Genomic DNA, 17431 nt, shown 5'->3' with positions numbered 1-17431 from the left:
AGCTGCTGCCCCCTTGCCCTCGCCCTTGCCCTCGATTTGCCGTGCCTCGCAGTCCCTCGCCCTGCCTTAGCGGGCGCGCCCTCGCCCTGCCCGACGGCTCAGCGACGGCGTCCGGGGGCGAAGCCGTAGCGGGCGAGAGGGCCGAGGAGCTCACGTTCCTCGTAGGCGAAGTGGGACAGGACGGTATCGGTGAGCAGGTCGATCGCCTTGGTGACGGGGCCGTGGTCGCCGGGGTTGCGGGCGAGGTGGACCAGGGCCCGGTCCACGTCCGTGAGCAGGGAGTGGATGGTGCGGTGCTCCTCGTCCAGCCGGTCGAGGACCGGCTGGAGGTCGCGCCGGCTGCGCCGCAGGTGGGGGAAGACGCCGCGGTCCTCCAGCCGGTGGTGCTCGGTCAGCGAACGACACGCGGCGCGGCATATCTCGCTGAAGCCGCCGTCGGCGGTGGCGAGGGCCAGGGCGTTGACCCGGCCGCGGGCCCGGTCGATGGTGGCGCCGCCCTTCCTGACCTGGCGCAGCAGGTCCCGTACCTGTGCGAGCTCCCGCCGGTAGTGATTGTGTACGTCGATCAGACGGCGGGCCTCGTCGTGGCCCTGGCGGGTGGTCCCGGTGTCCCGGGCGGGCTTCGGGGCGGTGGGGCGGGTGGACTCCTGGAGTGCGCGTTTCGTGCTGTGGCGCTGCTTCGGCGCGGGGGTCGGCGCCGGTCCCTGCGGCCGGCCGCCGCGCGTCGGCGCCTGCCCCCGCGCCCGGCCGCTTCCGGCGTACGGGTCGCGCCCGCGGCCGCCGGTCTTCCTTCTGCTCATCTGATTCCTCCGCTGGGGATGGGACGGGGGCGCGTCCTCGTGGCCGTCGGGGATGTCCGGCGCCCCACGGTGACGGGCCCGTCCCGCACTGCTCAGAGAGCCTGGGGGCGTCCGAGGAGCTGCTGGTTGAAGGGCTGGATGTCGTGGTCGATCATGCTGATGTCCAGTTCGATGTCGACACCCGCGCCGACGAAGATCCGGGCTCCGGGGAGCGGGGGCAGTCCCGAGACGCCGAAGTCGCGGCGGTCGACGGTGGCGCGGCCGGTGAAGCCGAGGCGGCGGCCCCCGGTGAAAGGGTAGACGTCCTGGCCGAGGAACTGTCCGGTGAGGGTCAGGGGGCGGGTGACGCCCGCGACGGTGAGGTCGCCGTCCATGGCCCAGCCGTCGCCGGTGCGGTGGACCCGGTGGCCGCGGAACCCGATCAGGGGGTGCCGGTCGGCGTCGAGGAACTCCGGCGAGCGCAGATGGTTGTCCCGGACGGGCACGCCGGTGTCGATGGTGGCGGTGGCGACCCTTACCTCGGCGGTCGTCGCCTCGACGGGGTCGGTGATGGTGAGGGTGCCTTCGGCGTCGGTGAAGCGGCCGTGGACGCGGACGAAGCCGAGATGGCGGGCGACGAAGCCGATGCTGGAGTGCAGGGGGTCGAGGTGCCAGGTGCCCGGGGGCGGGGTGCTGAGGGTCCGCTCCGCCGGAGCGGTGGCGGCGGGGGTGGCGTTCATGACTGCTGAGGTCCTCGCGGAGTGGCCGTACGGATACGGGGGGCGACGTGCTCGGCGAAGAGCGCGGCCTGTGTCTCGCTGTCGCCGTCGACGGGCCAGAAGAGGAAGGAGTCGAAGCCCAGCTCCTCGCGGTAGCGGAGGAGGGTGTCCACCCAGAAGCCGGGCGGGCCGACGACGCCCTTGCTGTCGGACGCGGGTGCGCCCTCGGCGGTGATGGTGCCCATGACGTTGTAGATCCGCTGGACGGCCCCGGGGTCCCGCCCGGCGGCGACGGCGGCCTCGTCGATCATCCGCTGCATGCCGGGGACGCGCTCCGGTGGCGCGTAGCCGTTGCTGGGGAGCCAGCCGTCGCCGAGACGGCCGGTGATCCGCAGCATCCTCGGCCCGTACGCGCCGACCATCAGCGGCACGGGCCGCTCAGGGAACGGCCCGGGGCGGGCGCCCTGGACGCGGTGGTGCTCGCCGTCGAAGCGGACGGACCGCCGGGCGGGGTCGCTCATGGCCCGCATGACGGTCAGGGCCTCCTCGAAGGCGCTGACGGCCTGGCCGGGGGTGTGCTGGGGACCGCCGTAGGCGGCGATGGCGGGGGCGGAGGCTCCCGCGCCGACGCCGAGGACGACCCGGCCGCCGCTGAGGTGGCCGAGCGTGTTGGCGGCCTTCATCAGCGGTGCCGGGAGCCGGAGAACGGTGTTGGCGACGTTCGGCAGCAGGGTCAGCCGGCTGGTCGCCCCGGCGAGGGTGGTGACCAGCGTCCAGGCGTCCAGGAACTCCGGATGGTAGAGGTGGTCCTGCACACCGGCGAAGTCCAGCCCGGAGTCGTCCGCGAGCCGGGCCAGACGCAGCGCCGCCGCCGAGCCCGCGGCGGACGGATCGATGTTGATACCGACGGAACCGGCGGGGATGCCCATGATCGCTCTCCTCTGGGAAATGGCACCGGTCCCATGGACCCGGCGTCGTAAAGTGTCTTCTGCTGCAACTATTGTCGGTGCAGATATATTTCCTGGGACGAGGGACCGGTGGAGACCCGATGGAGCAGAAGGCGCTGGATGCCTGGACCGATCTCGTTCTCGCCTATGGGCGGATCACTCAGGCCATGGAGCGGGAGATGAACCGGAGCACCGGCCTCACGCTCTCCCAGTACGACGTACTGCTGCGGCTGGCCGAGGCCCCCGGCGGCCGGATGAGGATGAGTGATCTCGCCACGTCCGTCGTCTACAGCACCGGGGGGCTGACCCGCCTGCTGGCGCGGATGGACCGGGCCGGACTTGTCGAACGGGTGCCTTCCCCCGACGACCGGCGGGTGGTGCACGCGGTCCTCACCGAGCGGGGCCGGGAACGCCTCGCGGAGGCGTCCCGCGTCCACCTGGCCGGGATCGAGCACCATTTCGCCCGGCACCTCCTCCCGGCGGAGGCCGGGCCCGTGGCGGACTTCCTGCAACGGCTCCACGAGGCGGCGGACGAGGACGGCGCCGGGCGCGAGGCGTAGGGCGCGAGCCCGTAGGGCACGCGCGGGGGTCGCGGTCCGCGCGCTGGTCGCCGTCCGCGCGCCCTGGTCGCGGTCCGCTCGCGGGTGGAGGCGGTGGGTGGACCGCGGGTGGCCGGAGGTGGCGGGCGGAGGGTGCGTAGGGCCGGGTGCCCTGCCGCACCGGCGACGGGCCGCTCCCTGGTGAGCCGCCGGGTCCCTGGTCCGCCGGCGGGCGCGGGGCCCGCATCCTGGCGACGCGCGAGGTCCAGGCGCGGCCGGCCCGGCCGGTACCCCGAGCCCCAGCGCGGGCCACGCCCCCGTCCGAAGCGGCTCGGCACGCCATGCTCGGGGCAACCGGATGGCCCCGGCACGTAGTTGATCTATAGTCGTCGGACGTCCGAGGACCCGGGTGCACAAGAGGGGTACGCATGACGGAAGTTCGCGCGGAACTGGTACGCCCCTTGGCCGAGGCGCTGCGGGAGCACGCCGCGCGCACGGGTGGGAGGACCGCCTTCCGTGACGGACGACGTTCGCTGACCTGGGCGCAGTTGGAGCTCCGGACGGCACGCCTCGCGGGGCATCTGGCCCGGCTGGGCGTACACCGCGGGGACCGGGTGCTGCTCTGTCTGCCCAGCCGGGTGGAAATGGTGGAGAGCTCGCTGGCGGCCCTGCGGGCCGCCGCCGTCGGAGTACCGCTGGACCCGGGAGCGTCCGACGACGAACTGGCCCATGTCCTCGCCGACAGCGGCGCGGTGGCGGTCGTCGCCGAGGCGCCGCTGCTCGAACGGCTGACGCGGATGGCGGCCGGGCGGCACCCGCTGCGGACGCGCGTCGTCGTCGGCCCGGTGGCACCGCCGTCCGGGGCATCCGACAGTGGGGCCGCCGGGGGACCCGACAGCGCCGTGCCGTACGAGGAACTCGCCGGGAGCGACGGGACCGACGCGCAGGACCCGCCGCGCGACGACCTCGGTCTGGACGAACCGGCGTGGATCCTCTACACCTCCGGCACCACCGGCGCGCGCAAGGGCGCGGTGACGAGTCAGCGGGCGGCGCTGTGGTCGACCGCCGCGGGCTACGCGCCGCTCCTCGGCATGTCCGACCGGGACCGGCTGCTGTGGCCGCTGCCGACGCACCACGCCTACGCGCATTCGCTGTGCGTCGTCGCGGTGGTCGCCACCGGCGCGAGCGCCCGCCTGCTGGACCGGGGCGTTGACATCGCCGAGACCCTGCGGAGCTGTCCGTCCGGCGAGCCCTTCACGATGCTGGCCGGGGTCCCGGCCACCTACCACCTGCTCGTGAGCGCGATACGACGCACCGGGCCCGTACCCGGCGGCCTCCGGGTGTGCGTCACCGCCGGAGCGCCCTGCCCCACGGAACTACGCGCCTCGGTGGAGGAGTTGCTGGGCGCGCCCCTGCTGGACGGCTACGGCGCCACCGAGACCAGCGGCAAGATCGCGCTCGCCCGGCCCGGTGCACCCGGCCCGGACCGCGTGCCCCGGCCGCTGCCCGGCATCGATGTCCGGATCGCCCACCCGGTCTCCACGGACACCCTCGCGGACGGCGGCGAGGGCGAGCTCTGGGTGCGTGGTCCCGGCCTGATGACCGGCTACCACAACCGCCCCGACGACACGGCCCGGGTCCTACGGGACGGCTGGTACCGCACGGGTGACCTCGGCCACCGCACACCGGAGGGCGGCCTGCGGGTCACCGGCCGGGTGGGTGACCTGATCATTCGCGGCGGCCAGAACATCAACCCGGTGGAGGTGGAGCAGGTACTGCTGTCCTGCCCCGGAGTCGCGGACGCGGCGGTCGTCGGCCGCCCCCACGACGTACTGGGGGAGGTCCCGGTGGCGTTCGTCGTCCTCGCGGCACAGGACACCGACCTCGGCGGGCAGGACCCCGATTTCGTCGCGCGGGACCCCGGCCTCGCCGGGCAGGACACGGGCCTCGCCGGGCAGGACTCGGGCTTCGCCGGGCAGGACGCCGACCTCGCCCAGCAGGGCGTCGACCGCCCCGGGCAGGACAGCAGCTTCGCCGGGCAGGAGACCAGCCTCGCCGGGCAGGACCCCGATCCCGTCGCGCGGGACACCGTCCTCGCCGGGCTGCGTGCCGCGTGCCGCGAACGGCTGTCCGCGTTCAAGGTGCCGGACGAGATCCGGCCGAGCGACACCCTGCCCCGCACCTCCTCCGGCAAGATCCGGCGGACCGTGCTCGCCGCCCGGCTGACCGGGACCTTCGCGCGGGACGGTGCGAGGACCCGGGCCGGACTGCGCGCCAGGCTGCTCGCGTCCCCCGCCCCGGAGCGGCGCCGCGCGTTGCTGCGACTCGTCCTCGACGCCACGGCCGGGTCGGCCGAGGGCACCGGCACCGCCCCCGACCCCGGCCAGACCTTCGCCGACCTGGGACTCGGCTCCCTCCAGGGCGTGTTGCTGCGCGACCGGCTGAGGTCGGCCACCGGCCTCGACCTGCCCGCGACCCTGGTCTTCGACCGTCCGACACCCGACGCGGTGGCGGGCTTCCTGTACGACGCGCTGTTCGGTGCCCCGCCCCGGGCGGCACGTCCGGCCCGGTCCGGCACCCGCGGTGACACCCAGGCGGCCGACGAGCCGGTGGCCGTCGTCGCGATGGCCTGCCGCTTCCCGGGCCCCGTGGACGACGTCCGCACCCCGGAGGAGCTGTGGCGGCTGCTCGCCGACGGAGCGGACGCCACCTCCGCGTTCCCCGCCGACCGGGGCTGGGACCTGGCCGCCCTCCACGACCCCGACCCCGACAAGCCGGGCACCTCCGTCACCCGGCGCGGCGGGTTCCTGCGCCGGGCCGCCGACTTCGACGCCGCCTTCTTCGGTATGTCCCCCAGGGAGGCGCTGGCCACCGACCCCCAGCAGCGGCTGCTGCTGGAGACCGCCTGGGAGGTCGTGGAGCGCGCGGGCCTCGCCCCCACCACCCTGCGCGGCAGCGACACCGGCGTCTTCGTCGGGGTGATGCACGGCGACTACGGCGGCCGTCTGCTGCACCGAGGGGGCCACCCGCAGGAGGCCCATCTCGCGCTCGGCTCCGCCGGCAGCGTGGCCTCCGGGCGCATCGCCTACACCCTCGGTCTGGAGGGGCCCGCGGTCACCGTCGACACGGCCTGCTCCTCGTCGCTGGTGGCCATGGACTGGGCGGCGCGGGCGCTGCGCTCGGGGGACTGCTCCCTCGCCGTGGCCGGCGGCGCCACCGTCATGGCCGGTCCGGTGCCGTTCACCGCGTTCAGCAGGCTGCGCGCGCTCTCCCCGGACGGCCGCTGCAAGCCGTTCTCCGCCGCGGCCGACGGAACCGCCTGGGGCGAGGGTGTCGGACTGGTCCTGCTGGAACGGCTCGCCGACGCACGGCGCAACAACCATCCGGTGCTCGCCGTGCTCCGCGGCTCCGCCGTCAACTCGGACGGCGCGTCCAACGGCCTGACCGCGCCCAGCGGACCCGCCCAGGAGCGGCTGATCGGCCAGGCCCTCGCCGCCGCCGGACTCACCCCGGCGGACATCGACGCCGTCGAGGCGCACGGCACCGGGACCCCGCTCGGCGATCCCGTGGAGGCCCGCGCGCTCCTCGCCGCCTACGGACACGACCGCCCGGCCGACCGGCCCCTGTGGCTCGGATCGCTCAAGTCGAACCTCGGGCACACCCAGGCCGCGGCCGGTGTCGCCGGGGTCATCAAGACCGTGCTGGCGATGCGGCACGGAGTGCTGCCGCGCACGCTGCACCTCGACGAGCCCTCCCACGGCGTCGACTGGTCCTCGGGCGCGGTGAAGCCCCTCACCCGGGAACAGCCGTGGCGGCCCGTCCCCGGTCGGCCCCGCCGCGCCGCCGTGTCGGCCTTCGGCATCGGCGGCACCAACGCCCATGTGATCCTTGAGGAGTTCGTCGCCGAGCGGGACGCGGGAGAACCCGACGGCACCCCGGACTCGCCGCACCCGTCACCCCCGTGGCAGCCGCCGTACCCGTCGCTCCTGCTGTCCGGCGCCGACGCGGGCGCGCTGCGGGCCCAGGCACGGCGTACGGCCGCGTTCCTCCGGGAGCGGCCCGAACAGCCCCTGCGAGACGTGGTGTTCTCCGCCGCGACCTCACGCGCCGCGCTCCGCTGTCGGGCCGCGGTGGCCGCGGACGACCGCGCCGGCCTGCTCGACGGACTGGACCGGCTCGCCGCCCGGACGGCGGACCCGGTACCGGTCCGCTCCCGCCCACGGCTGGCCCTGCTCTTCACCGGCCAGGGCGCCGCACGGCCGGGCCTCGGCCGGGAACTCCACACCGCCTACCCGGTCTTCGCCGACGCCTTCGACGCGCTGTGCGACCGCTTCGACGCCGTCATGACGGGGAACCGGCCGCTGCGCGAGAGCCTGTGGCCCGAACCCGGCGACGCCACCGGCGCCCTCGACCGGACCGATGTCGCCCAAGCCGGGCTGTTCACGTTCGAGGTCGCGCTGTTCAGGCTGCTCACCTCCTGGGGCGTGCGGCCCGACCTGCTGGCCGGACACTCCGTCGGTGAGCTGGCCGCGGCGCACGCCGCCGGAATCCTCACCGAGGACGACGCCGTCGAACTGGTCGCCACACGAGGCCGGTTGATGCGCAGCCTTCCGGCGGGTGGCGCCATGGTCGTCCTGGAGGCCACGGAGGAGGAGGCGACGGCGGAACTCGCGAGGACCCCGGCCGCCGCCGGGCCGGTGGCGATCGCCGCGGTGAACAGCCCCCGGTCGGTGGTCGTCTCCGGGCAGGAGCGGGCGGTGGCGGCGGTGGCGGCGCGCTTCGAGGCCCGCGGACGCCGTACCGACCGGCTGCGGACCAGTCACGCGTTCCACTCCCCGCTGGTCGAACCGGTGCTGGCGGAATTCGCCCGGGCCGTGTCGCGTGCCACCTTCCATGAGCCCCGGATCCCGGTCGTCCCGACCCTCACCGGACGCCCGGCCACCGGCGACGACCTGCGGTCACCGGACTACTGGGTCCGCCACGCCCGTGGCACCGTGCGCTTCGCCGAAGCCGTACGCCACCTCGCGGACGAGGCGGGGGTGACCGCCTTCGCCGAGGTCGGCCCCGGCACCCAGCTCACCTCGGCCGCGCTGAGCACCGTCGGGGAACCGGGGGACCGGGTGTTCACCGCCACGACCAGGACCGGCCACCCGGAGCCCGGCACGCTTCTGGCGGCGCTCGCCCGGCTGCATGTGCACGGCCTCCCGGTCGACTGGGAGGCCGTCCGGCAGGCGTCCCCGGGCCCGCCCGCCCGGCGGATCGCCCTGCCCACCTACCCCTTCCAGCGCGAACGCCACTGGCTGGCCGAGCCCGCCCCCACCGCTACGGGAACCGTCGACACGGCCGCGCCCCCGCACACCACGGGCCACCCGGTGCTCTCCGCGACGACGAGCCTGCCGGACACGGACCGCCTGCTGAGCACCGGACACCTCTCGGAGGCCGGACAGCCCTGGCTGCGGGACCACGTCGTGCACGGCCGGGTACTGGTCCCCGCCACCGTTCTCGCCGATCTGGCGCTCCACACCGGCGCCGCCTGTGATCTGGCGGAACTGGAGGAGCTGACACTGCTGCTCCCGCTGTACCTGCCCGCTTCCGGCGGGCGCGTCGAGACGCGGGTAACGCTCGGCGCACCGGACCCGTCCGGCCGCAGGACCGTCGACCTGCACGCGCGCCCCGCGGACGGCGACCCCCTCGGGGCATGGACCCACCACGCCACCGGCCGTCTCGGGCCGCGGGCCGACCCGCCCGCCCCGGCGCACGCCGACGAGGCGTCCTGGCCACCCCCGGACGCGGTGCCCGTCGACCTCACCGGAGCCTACGAGCGTCTGGCGGCGGCGGGTCACGCGTACGGTCCCGCGTTCCGCTGCGTACGGGCGATGTGGCGCCAGGGCGACGACCTGCTGGCCGACGTACGGCTTCCGGACGAGGCCGTGGCCGAGGCGCAGAGGTACGGCCTTCATCCCGCGCTGTTCGACGCGGCCCTCCACGCGTCGCTGCTGCTCCCCGTGAGCCCGGGACGGCCCGCCGGGACCGGTCGGCTGCCGTTCGCCTGGCGGGGTGTCAGCGGTCACGCCACCGGGGCCACCGCCCTGCGGGTCCGGCTGCGCCCCACCGGTGACCACACCGTCGCGGCGGACCTCACCGACCCGGCGGGGCGGCCGGTGCTGCGGGTGACGGAACTGACCACCCGCCCGGTACCCCCCGACGGCGGCACCCCCCGCCCGGTACCCGCCCCCGACGGCGGCACCCCCCGCCCCGAACCGCTGTACCGGCCGCACTGGACGCCCGCCGAACCGGCCCGCTCGGCCCCGCCCGTCTGGGAGGTGGGCGCGCCGGACGGCCTCGGGCTGGCCGCGACGCTGTCCGGCGCTGGGCGTCCCGCGTCGGTCGGGGGCAGGACCCCGTACGACGGTGTGTCCGTTCCGGGCGAGCCGGAGCCCTGGTCGCCCGCCGCCGGTTCTTGGACGGCACCGTCCGCCCCTGCCCTCGTCGTCTCCCTGGCCCCGCTCGGCCCGGCAGCCTCGTCAGGCGTGCCCGGTCAGTCGGACCGGGCAGACGCGCCCGACCTGCCCCGTCGACTCGGCCGGTCCCGTCCGTCAACCCCGTCCAGCCCAGCGCTGAACGGCCCGTCAGGCCCGCCGGGACTGCCCGGTCCGTCAGCTCCGTCTGCTCCGTCTGCTCCGTCTGCTCCGTCTGCTCCGTCCAGTCCGTCTGCTCCGCCTGGTCCGTCTGCTCCGTCCGGTCCGTCCGGTCCGGCAGATCCGGCAGACTCGCCCGGTCAGGCTGGTCCGGCCGATCCGTCAGGCCCGCCCCGGGGACCGGTCGCCGCCACGCACGGGCTGATGGCGCGGGCCCTGGAGCTGCTGCGGGACCGGCTGCCCGCGTCGGCCCCGGGAACACGCCTGGTCCTGGTGACCCGGGGTGCCACCGGCGCGGACCCCGACCTGGCCGCCGCCGCGGTCTGGGGGCTGGCGCGCAGCGCCCAGTCCGAGTACCCCGGCCGCCTCACCCTCGTCGACCTCGACGGCCACCCGGATTCGGTGCACCGGCTGCCGGCCGCCCTGGCGACCGGCGAACCCCAGCTCGCCGTGCGCGCGGGCCGGGTGCATGTGCCGCGACTGATCCGCCCGGTGGCCGTCGAGCCCGCTCGGGCGGCCGGTTTCGACGCGGACGGTACGGTGCTGGTCACCGGTGGGACGGGGGCGCTCGGCGCCCTGCTGGCCGGTCATCTGGCGGAGCGTCACGGGGTACGCCGACTGGTGCTCACCAGCCGCGGCGGCCCGGACGCGCCCGGCGCGCGGCTGCTGCGGGAGCGGATCGAGCGGACCGGCTGCCGGGTCGACATCGTCGCCTGCGACGCCGCCGACCGCTCCGCGCTGGCCGGGGTGATCGCCGGATGCTCCGCCGACCTGACCGCGGTGGTGCACGCGGCGGGGACACTCGACGACGGGGTGCTGGAGGGCCAGACACCCGAGCGGATCGCCGCCGTGCTGCGGCCGAAGGTGGACGCGGCCTGGCATCTGCACGAGCTGACGGAGGATCTGCCCCTGTCACGGTTCGTGCTCTTCTCCTCGGCGGCGGGCCTGCTCGGGAACCCCGGCCAGGCGGGGTACGCCGCCGCGAACGCCTTCCTCGACGCCCTCGCGCTGCACCGGACGGCCCGGGGGCTGCCCGCGCTCTCGCTGGTGTGGGGACCATGGGCGGGCGGCGAGGGGATGGCCGCCCGCACCGGCCGGACGGATGACGGCGTGCTCCGGGCCGTCACCGCGGCCGAGGGCCTGGCGCTGTTCGACGCCGCCCTGGCAGTTGGCGGGCCCGTTCTCGCGCCGCTCCCGCTGGTCCCCCGGGCCCGACAGCCCCTCCCGCTGCTGTTGCGGGACCTGCTGCCCGGTCCGTCCGGCCTTCCGCCGACCACCGCCGTGGAGCCTGCTGACGGCCGAGCATCCGGTGAGGGCGGGGGAGGGCCGGTCCTGTCCGGCGCCGACCGGATGCCGGACGGGACACCGGGCGCATGGCATGAAACGCCGGGCGCGTGGCAAGAACAGCTGACACGGTTGCCCGTCGCCGACCGCGCCCCCACTCTGCTCGACCTGGTCCGCGAGACGGTCGCCGACGTGCTCGGGCACACCGGCGCGGCCGCCGTACCAGCCGACCGCGACCTCACCGAACTCGGCCTCGACTCGCTGGCCGCCGTCCAACTGCGCAACCGGATGGGCCTGTTCACCGGTCTGGAGCTACCGGTCACCCTCCTCTTCGAGGTCCCCACCTGCGAGCAGCTGACGGAGCATCTACTGACCCGGCTGTCCGAGGCGGCACCCGAGGCAGCACCCGGGGCAGCACCCGAGGCAGCGCCTACGGCAGCACCCGAGGCAGCGCGTACGGCAGGGCCCGAAGCAGCGCCTACGCGTGCGCCGCACCGGGAGAAGGCCGCCGCCGGGCCGGGGGGTACCGCCGGGCCGACGGGTACCGCGAAGTCCCGGTCCCGCCAGACCCTCGCCTCCCTCTACCGCCGGGTGTGCGCGACGGGTGACGTCGTCTCGGCGATGCATCTGCTCGTGACGGCGTCGCTGGCGGCCCCCGGCTTCGGACCCGAGGAATCCGCCGCGCATGCCCTGGACCCGATCCAATTGGCCAGGGGGCAGGCCGACCGTCCGCCGCTGGTGTGTTTCCCCGGCTTCTCGCCGGCCCTCGGCAGGCCCTGGTACGCCACCCTGGCCCGCCACTTCGAGGACGAGCGGGACGTACTGGAGATGCGGCACCCGGCGGTCGCCTCGGGCGACGCGCCGACGCGCGACTGGGCGACGCTGGTGGACCTGCACGCGGCCACCCTGCGCGAACGGCTGGGCGGACGCCGCCCCGTCCTGGTGGGGTGGTCGATGGGCGGCTGCCCGGCCCACGCGGTAGCCGCGCGGCTCGCGGCCACCGGCACACCGCCCGCCGGACTGGTTCTCCTGGACACCTACCACGTGACCCCCGAACGCGAGGCCGAGCCCTGGCTGCTCGCCATGCCCGCCCGCGCGGCCCTGGCCATGGGACCGGAGTTCGAGACAGCGGTGGACGACATGGCACTGGTCGCGTTCGGCGCCTACACGCGGATGCTCCGGGGATGGCGTCCCGAACCGCCGGGCGTGCCCGTCCTGCTGGTCCGCGCCGCCGACCGGCCACCCGAGGCGGACACCCCCGGCGGCACCTCCGCCGACCGTGCGGGCCAGGCGGCCTGGCCCGGCCCGTGCGACACCTCGGAGGTCCCGGGCGACCACTTCACGATCGTGGAGGAACACGCCGCCACCACGGCCCAGGCGGTCCGCACCTGGACCGACGGCCTGACAGCCCCGACCGCCCCCGCAGCCCCCACCGGCTGAACCACGACCCCTGGCAAACCCGACCCCCCGACAACCCGGCCCCGCGCCCCCGACCAACCGACCACCGGGTCACCCGCCCTGCCCGCCCACCCGGTTCACCCGGTCACCCCCACGGTGCGCGTTGTCCCGCTCACGCGGCGGGCTTGCCGGGCTGGTCGTGGGTCGCGCAGTGGATTCCGCCGCCGCCCGAGGCGACCGTGTCGATCCCGACCGGCACGATGTCCCGCTCGGGGAAGTGCTCCTGGAGGATGCCGCGGGCGCGGTCGTCGGCTTTGCGGTCACCGAACCTCGGCATGAGGACGGCGTCGTTGGCGAGGTAGAAGTTGGCGTACGTCGCGAGGAAGTCGTCGCCCTCGCCGGTGATCCTGTTCAGGTCGGGCTGGGGCAGGTCGATGACCTCGAAGCGCCGGCCGCGGGCGTCGGCCGCCTTCGACAGGACGGACTTCGCCTGGTCGGCGGAGCGCGACCAGGAGTCCCGCGGAGTGCTCGGATGCGCCCGGTCCAGCAGGACCACACCGGGTGCGGTGAAGCGCACGAGGCTGTCCACATGGGCGTCGGTGATGTCCTGCCCGCGCACGCCCGCCAGCCAGACCACCTTCGTGACGCCCAGGACCTCCTTGAGCTCCGCCTCGATCGTCTCCCGGCTCTTGCCTCTGTTCCGGTTGTCGTTGACGATCGAGCTCTCGGTGATCAACAAGGTGCCCTCCCCGTCGGTCTCGAAGGAGCCGCCCTCCGAGACGAACGGCGCCTGGACCCGCGGAATCCGGTACTTCCGCAGCAGGGCGCGGCCGACCAGCGCGTCGTTCGGGTGTTCCTGCTTGTCGCCCCAGCCGTTGAAGTTGAGGTCGACGCCGACGACCTCGCCGTCCTCCTCGACGAAGACGGGCACGGTGTCGCGCGCCCAGAGGTCGTCGACGGCCAGCGGGACGACCTCGACCTGTGCGCCGCAGGCCCGCTGCGCGGCCTTCACCTGGGCGGGCCGGGCCATCATGACGACCGCTTCGTACTCGCCGACGGCCCGGGCGATCCGGGCGATGTCCTCGCGCACATAGGGCAGGTCCTCCTCCCAGACCGAGGAGAGGGCCGGCCACGACATGAACGTGCGGGTGTGGCTCTCCCACTCGGCGCCGAGGCGGCGTTCCCGGCCCGGCGAAGCCTGCCGCGGGGAGTCGGCGGGAGCGCTGGACCGGACGGGCGCCCCGGCAGGGCCGCAGGCCGCGGCGCCGAAGGCGAAGGTGCCGAGCCCGGCGAGCGCGCGGAGGGTGGTCCGGCGGGTGGTGGAAGGGTTCGGCATGGGACTCCGATCGTGGGACCGGCCGGAACGCGCGCGTTCCGGCCCTGGCGAGCGCGGGAGGCGCGGCATCGGCCCTGGGACAAGGGTGCGCGCTCGACCCGGTGAACGGCCGGACCACGGATGAGTGGTACGGCCACGTGTCGCCACTGTGACACTGACTGAAAATTCAGTCAAACCCTGCCCGGGCGGCGGACCGCGCGAGCCCGGCGCCGGTTCAGCCCCTCCCGAGCCCGGCCGGTCGCCCGTCGCCGTGTCCGTACATCCGGCGGCGGACGGTGCGTATCCGCCCCGTCACCGGTCCGTACACCCGGCGGCGGATGGTGCACATCCGCCCCGCCATCGGTCCGCACACCCGGCGACAGGCCGCACGCATCCGCCCCGGAACGCCCCGGTAAACTGCGGATCATGGCGGCTCGCAGCACTCAGATCCTCGAAGCGGCCGCCCGGGTGATCGCCCGGCGCGGGGTCCGAGGGCTGCGTGTGGACGAACTCGCGGCCGAGGCCGGAGTCTCCACCGCCCTGATCTACTACCACTTCAAGGACCGTACGGGGGTCCTGCGCCAGACCCTCGAATTCATCAGCGACCGCGCCGCGCGCTACACCACCGACCGCGATCCGGACGATCCGCCGCTCACCCCCCGCCAGGAGCTGGAGAACGCTCTCCTGCGCGAACTCCAGGACACCGCGGAGGTACGGGAGAACAGCTCGGCCTGGGGCGAGCTGCGGGCGAGCGCCGTCTTCGACGAGGTGCTGCGCGACGATCTCGCCAGGGCCACCCTGGTCTGGGTGCGGGAGGTCGCCGCGCTGCTGGGTGACGCCCGGCCCACGGCGTCGGCCTCGTCGCTCGCCGCCGCCGCCGAACGGCTCACCGCCCTGCTGGAAGGGCTCAGCATGCGATGGCTCAGCGGTGGCATCACGATCCCGCACGCGCGGGAACTGCTGCGCGGCGCCATCGGCGCCGAACTCGCCGGGCTCGGCCAGGGCTGACCGGCGCGGGCGCCCGGCAGAGCGGATCGTCAGGCCGCCCGGCCGCCGCAGTGGCTGTACCGCCCCCGGACGGGCGAGGAACACACCTGGGCGAACGGGCCAGCCGACGGACACAGCCCGGTGCGGGACGCGTCCGGGCCACGGACACGCCGGTCACAACCACCCGCTGCGCTGCGCCTGCAAGGCCATCTGGAAGCGGTTCGCGGCGCCCAGCTGGGCCATCAGCACCTGGAGGCGCCGGTACAGCGTGCGGCGGCTGATCCCCATCTCGCGGGCGATGACGTCGTCGCCCGCGCCGCCCGCGAGAAGCCACAGCAGCCGTCGGTCCGCGGGTGGCAGGCCGCCCGGACGGGTGGTGCGGCCCTGGAAGGGCAGGGCGTTGTGCCAGGACTGCTCGAACAGTGCCATGAGCGCCGAGAGCAGGCCGCACGGCTGCACGACCAGCATGGTGTTGTGCACGTCGGCTTCCTTGATCGACAACGAGACGAGTGCGTACGCGTCGTCGATGATCACCAGTTTGACCGGCACCGACGACAGCACCCGGGCCTGCTCGCCGGCCCGCACACACGGTTCGATCACCTCCCTCAGATGACCCGGATGCTCCAGCGACTCCCGTGAGTACACGACACGCTGTGTCACCCCGCGGGCGAGCGTGGCCAGCGCGTCGTCCGTGGAACCGGACAGCGGGAAGTACGGCGGCGACTCGAACTGCCGGATCTGCTCGCGGGCGCTCGCCCAGGCCTGCCGGATCCTGGGGCCGATGGCGTCACCGGTGACGACCTCGACGAGATCCTCGTTGTACGCGGCGAGCCGCTGCCGCCGGAACGAGTCGAACGCGCCCCCGACGGCGATACGCGACTCCTCGACCTCGGCCGCCCGGTGCCGGGCGAGGATCTCCAGACCGGCGGTGGGCGGCACCGGGGCGACCACGTCCCCGCCCTTCCCGGCGGCACTGGCGAGCCCCGCGTCGACCAGCGTGCCGTACGCCGTGGCGAGCTCCGCACCGCCCACCCCGGCCGCCGCCGCGACCGCGTCCAGCGGGGCGGGGGCCAGTTCGAGGAGCGTCAGATAGACCCGGGCCGCCGTGCGGTCCAGCCCCAGCAGCCGAAGGGCCTCGCCGAGTTTCGCGTTCGTCATGGGCCCCATTATCGACAGCCCCCGGCCCACCCCGTGGCCGATCTGTGCCAGTGGCGGGGTTCGGCACCGGGCGGGCGCGGCGCGGGATACCGTCCGAGGGCCGCCGACGACCGGCGGCAGCGAGGGCGCGCGAGCCGCGGCCGCGACGGGGAGGCAGCCGGTGCGGGCGGCTCCCCTTGTCCCTCGCCGGTGACGGACCACTCAGGGGAAGGCGTACGACATGGCGAAGGGCCGCAAGAACGGTCTCTACTCGGAGATCTCCGAGGAACTGTCCGCACTGATGCGGACGGGATGGGCGGACACCGAGCGGCACGATCTGCGGCCCGGCGAACAGGCGCCCCACGCGGCCCGCCGCCGCGCCGCGCTCTCCGCGCGCTTCCCGGGCGAACGCCTCGTGATTCCCTCGGGGAGTCTCAAGGTCCGCTCCAACGACGACACCTACCCGTTCCGCCCGTACTCGGGCTATGTGCACATGACCGGGGACCAGGCCCGGGACGGCGCCCTCGTCCTCGAACCCCGTGCGGACGGCGGCCATGACGCCTACTGCTACCAGCTGCCCCGGGACAGCCGGGAGGACGACGAGTTCTGGACCGGCCCCGCGGCGGAGCTGTGGATGGGCCGCCGCCGCTCCCTCGCCGAGTCGCGGACCGTCCTCGGTCTGCCCTGCCGTGATGTCCGTACGGCGGCCGCCGACCTGGCCGCCGCCTCCGGGGCGCCGACCCGGATCGTCCGTGGCCTCGCCCCGGCCCTGGAAGCCGCCGTCACCTCCGACGAGGACCGCGACGAAGAGCTGGAAGGGGTGCTCAGCGATCTCCGACTCGTCAAGGACGACTGGGAGATAGGCGAGCTCCGCAAGGCCGTGGACTCCACCGTGCGCGGATTCACCGATGTGATCGGTGAGCTCTCCCGGGCGGTCGCGTCGTCCGAGCGCTGGATCGAGGGCACCTTCTTCCGCCGCGCCCGTCTGGAGGGCAACTCCGTCGGCTACGGCTCGATCTGCGCCGCGGGCGACCACGCCACGATCATGCACTGGACGGACAACGACGGTCCGGTGCGCCAAGGGGACCTGCTCCTGCTGGACGCGGGCGTGGAGACGCACACCCTCTACACCGCCGACGTCACCCGCACCCTCCCCATCAGCGGGACCTTCACTCCTCTCCAGCGCGAGGTCTACGACGCGGTGTACGAGGCCCAGGAGGCCGGCATGGCCGCCGTCAAGCCGGGCGCCCCGTACCGCGACTTCCACGAGGCGTCCCAGCGCAGTCTCGCGGCCAGGCTGGTCGAGTGGGGCTTCATCGAGGGCCCGGCGGAGCGCGCGTACGAACTGGGCCTCCAGCGCCGCTTCACCATGGCCGGCACCGGTCATATGCTCGGTCTGGACGTCCACGACTGCGCGCAGGCCCGCAACGAGGAGTACGTGGACGGTGTCCTGGAGCCGGGCATGGTGCTCACCGTCGAGCCCGGCCTGTACTTCCAGCCGGACGATCTCACCGTGCCGCAGGAGTGGCGCGGCATCGGCGTCCGGATCGAGGACGACCTGGTCGTCACCGAGGACGGCCACGAGAACCTGTCGGCGGGCCTGCCGCGTTCGTCGGCCGATGTCGAGGCGTGGATGGCCCGCTTCGCGGGCTGACTGTTGCGCACTTCGGCCAGGTCCTCGCCGGTGA

Annotated in this window: 9 protein-coding genes; 4 read left to right on the top strand and 5 right to left on the bottom strand. The window is 74.8% G+C overall.

The genetic code is table 11. The features are described from left to right. Positions 1–98 precede the first annotated feature (98 nt). The 3 genes from AB852_RS11300 to AB852_RS11290 all read right to left on the bottom strand — a co-directional run bounded on the left by AB852_RS11300 (position 99) and on the right by AB852_RS11290 (position 2427). Positions 99–800 carry a hemerythrin domain-containing protein gene (locus AB852_RS11300; protein ID WP_073786617.1) on the bottom strand — a complete coding sequence of 234 codons (702 nt, stop codon included), beginning with the start codon at positions 798–800 and terminating at the stop codon, positions 99–101. Between the two features lie 92 nt (positions 801–892). Further along, positions 893–1519: a YceI family protein gene (locus AB852_RS11295; protein ID WP_073786615.1), complete on the bottom strand. Its 627-nt coding sequence runs from the start codon at positions 1517–1519 to the stop codon at positions 893–895. Beyond that, complete coding sequence (locus tag AB852_RS11290) at positions 1516–2427, bottom strand: LLM class flavin-dependent oxidoreductase (protein ID WP_073786613.1); 912 nt, start codon at positions 2425–2427, stop codon at positions 1516–1518. The genes AB852_RS11295 and AB852_RS11290 overlap by 4 nt, the downstream gene beginning before the upstream one ends. A 119-nt stretch (positions 2428–2546) precedes the next feature. Here AB852_RS11290 and AB852_RS11285 point away from each other — a divergent pair, with 119 nt between their 5' ends. Both AB852_RS11285 and AB852_RS11275 read left to right on the top strand, forming a co-directional pair. Then, the gene (locus tag AB852_RS11285; protein ID WP_073786611.1) at positions 2547–3005 is read left to right on the top strand and encodes a MarR family winged helix-turn-helix transcriptional regulator; all 459 of its coding nucleotides are present in this window, start codon (positions 2547–2549) and stop codon (positions 3003–3005) included. Between the two features lie 407 nt (positions 3006–3412). Next, the gene (locus AB852_RS11275; RefSeq protein WP_107499201.1) at positions 3413–12346 is read left to right on the top strand and encodes a type I polyketide synthase; all 8934 of its coding nucleotides are present in this window, start codon (positions 3413–3415) and stop codon (positions 12344–12346) included. A gap of 130 nt (positions 12347–12476) precedes the next feature. On the opposite strand, the gene AB852_RS11270 is transcribed toward AB852_RS11275, so the two are convergent. Beyond that, positions 12477–13640, bottom strand: a complete 1164-nt coding sequence (locus AB852_RS11270; RefSeq protein ID WP_073786609.1) for an agmatine deiminase family protein — start codon at positions 13638–13640, stop codon at positions 12477–12479. A 405-nt stretch (positions 13641–14045) separates the two neighbouring features. On the opposite strand from AB852_RS11270, the gene AB852_RS11265 reads away from it, so the two are divergent. Continuing rightward, on the top strand, positions 14046–14627 hold the full coding sequence (locus tag AB852_RS11265) for a TetR/AcrR family transcriptional regulator (protein WP_073786607.1): 582 nt from the start codon (positions 14046–14048) through the stop codon (positions 14625–14627). Between the two features lie 153 nt (positions 14628–14780). Here AB852_RS11265 and AB852_RS11260 read toward each other — a convergent pair whose 3' ends face one another. Next, positions 14781–15764 (bottom strand): helix-turn-helix domain-containing protein, encoded by a 984-nt coding sequence (locus AB852_RS11260; protein WP_178390987.1) that lies wholly within the window; start codon positions 15762–15764, stop codon positions 14781–14783. 220 nt (positions 15765–15984) lie between these two features. Here AB852_RS11260 and AB852_RS11255 point away from each other — a divergent pair, with 220 nt between their 5' ends. Beyond that, positions 15985–17397, top strand: a complete 1413-nt coding sequence (locus AB852_RS11255) for an aminopeptidase P family protein (protein ID WP_073786603.1) — start codon at positions 15985–15987, stop codon at positions 17395–17397. Positions 17398–17431 lie beyond the last annotated feature (34 nt).

It is taken from the genome of Streptomyces uncialis (genome assembly GCF_001905345.1).
Taxonomy (GTDB): Bacteria; Actinomycetota; Actinomycetes; order Streptomycetales; family Streptomycetaceae; genus Streptomyces; species Streptomyces uncialis.
Note: the sequence above shows the minus strand (reverse complement) of the source record. Positions and strands in the feature narration are given on the sequence as shown.

Coding starts and splice junctions, on each gene's coding strand:
- AB852_RS11275 (WP_107499201.1), top strand. CDS start 3,413: ATGACGGAAGTTCGCGCGGAACTGGTACGCCCCTTGGCCGAGGCGCTG.
- AB852_RS11255 (WP_073786603.1), top strand. CDS start 15,985: ATGGCGAAGGGCCGCAAGAACGGTCTCTACTCGGAGATCTCCGAGGAA.
- AB852_RS11290 (WP_073786613.1), bottom strand. CDS start 2,427: ATGGGCATCCCCGCCGGTTCCGTCGGTATCAACATCGATCCGTCCGCC.
- AB852_RS11285 (WP_073786611.1), top strand. CDS start 2,547: ATGGAGCAGAAGGCGCTGGATGCCTGGACCGATCTCGTTCTCGCCTAT.
- AB852_RS11270 (WP_073786609.1), bottom strand. CDS start 13,640: ATGCCGAACCCTTCCACCACCCGCCGGACCACCCTCCGCGCGCTCGCC.
- AB852_RS11260 (WP_178390987.1), bottom strand. CDS start 15,764: ATGACGAACGCGAAACTCGGCGAGGCCCTTCGGCTGCTGGGGCTGGAC.
- AB852_RS11295 (WP_073786615.1), bottom strand. CDS start 1,519: ATGAACGCCACCCCCGCCGCCACCGCTCCGGCGGAGCGGACCCTCAGC.
- AB852_RS11300 (WP_073786617.1), bottom strand. CDS start 800: ATGAGCAGAAGGAAGACCGGCGGCCGCGGGCGCGACCCGTACGCCGGA.
- AB852_RS11265 (WP_073786607.1), top strand. CDS start 14,046: ATGGCGGCTCGCAGCACTCAGATCCTCGAAGCGGCCGCCCGGGTGATC.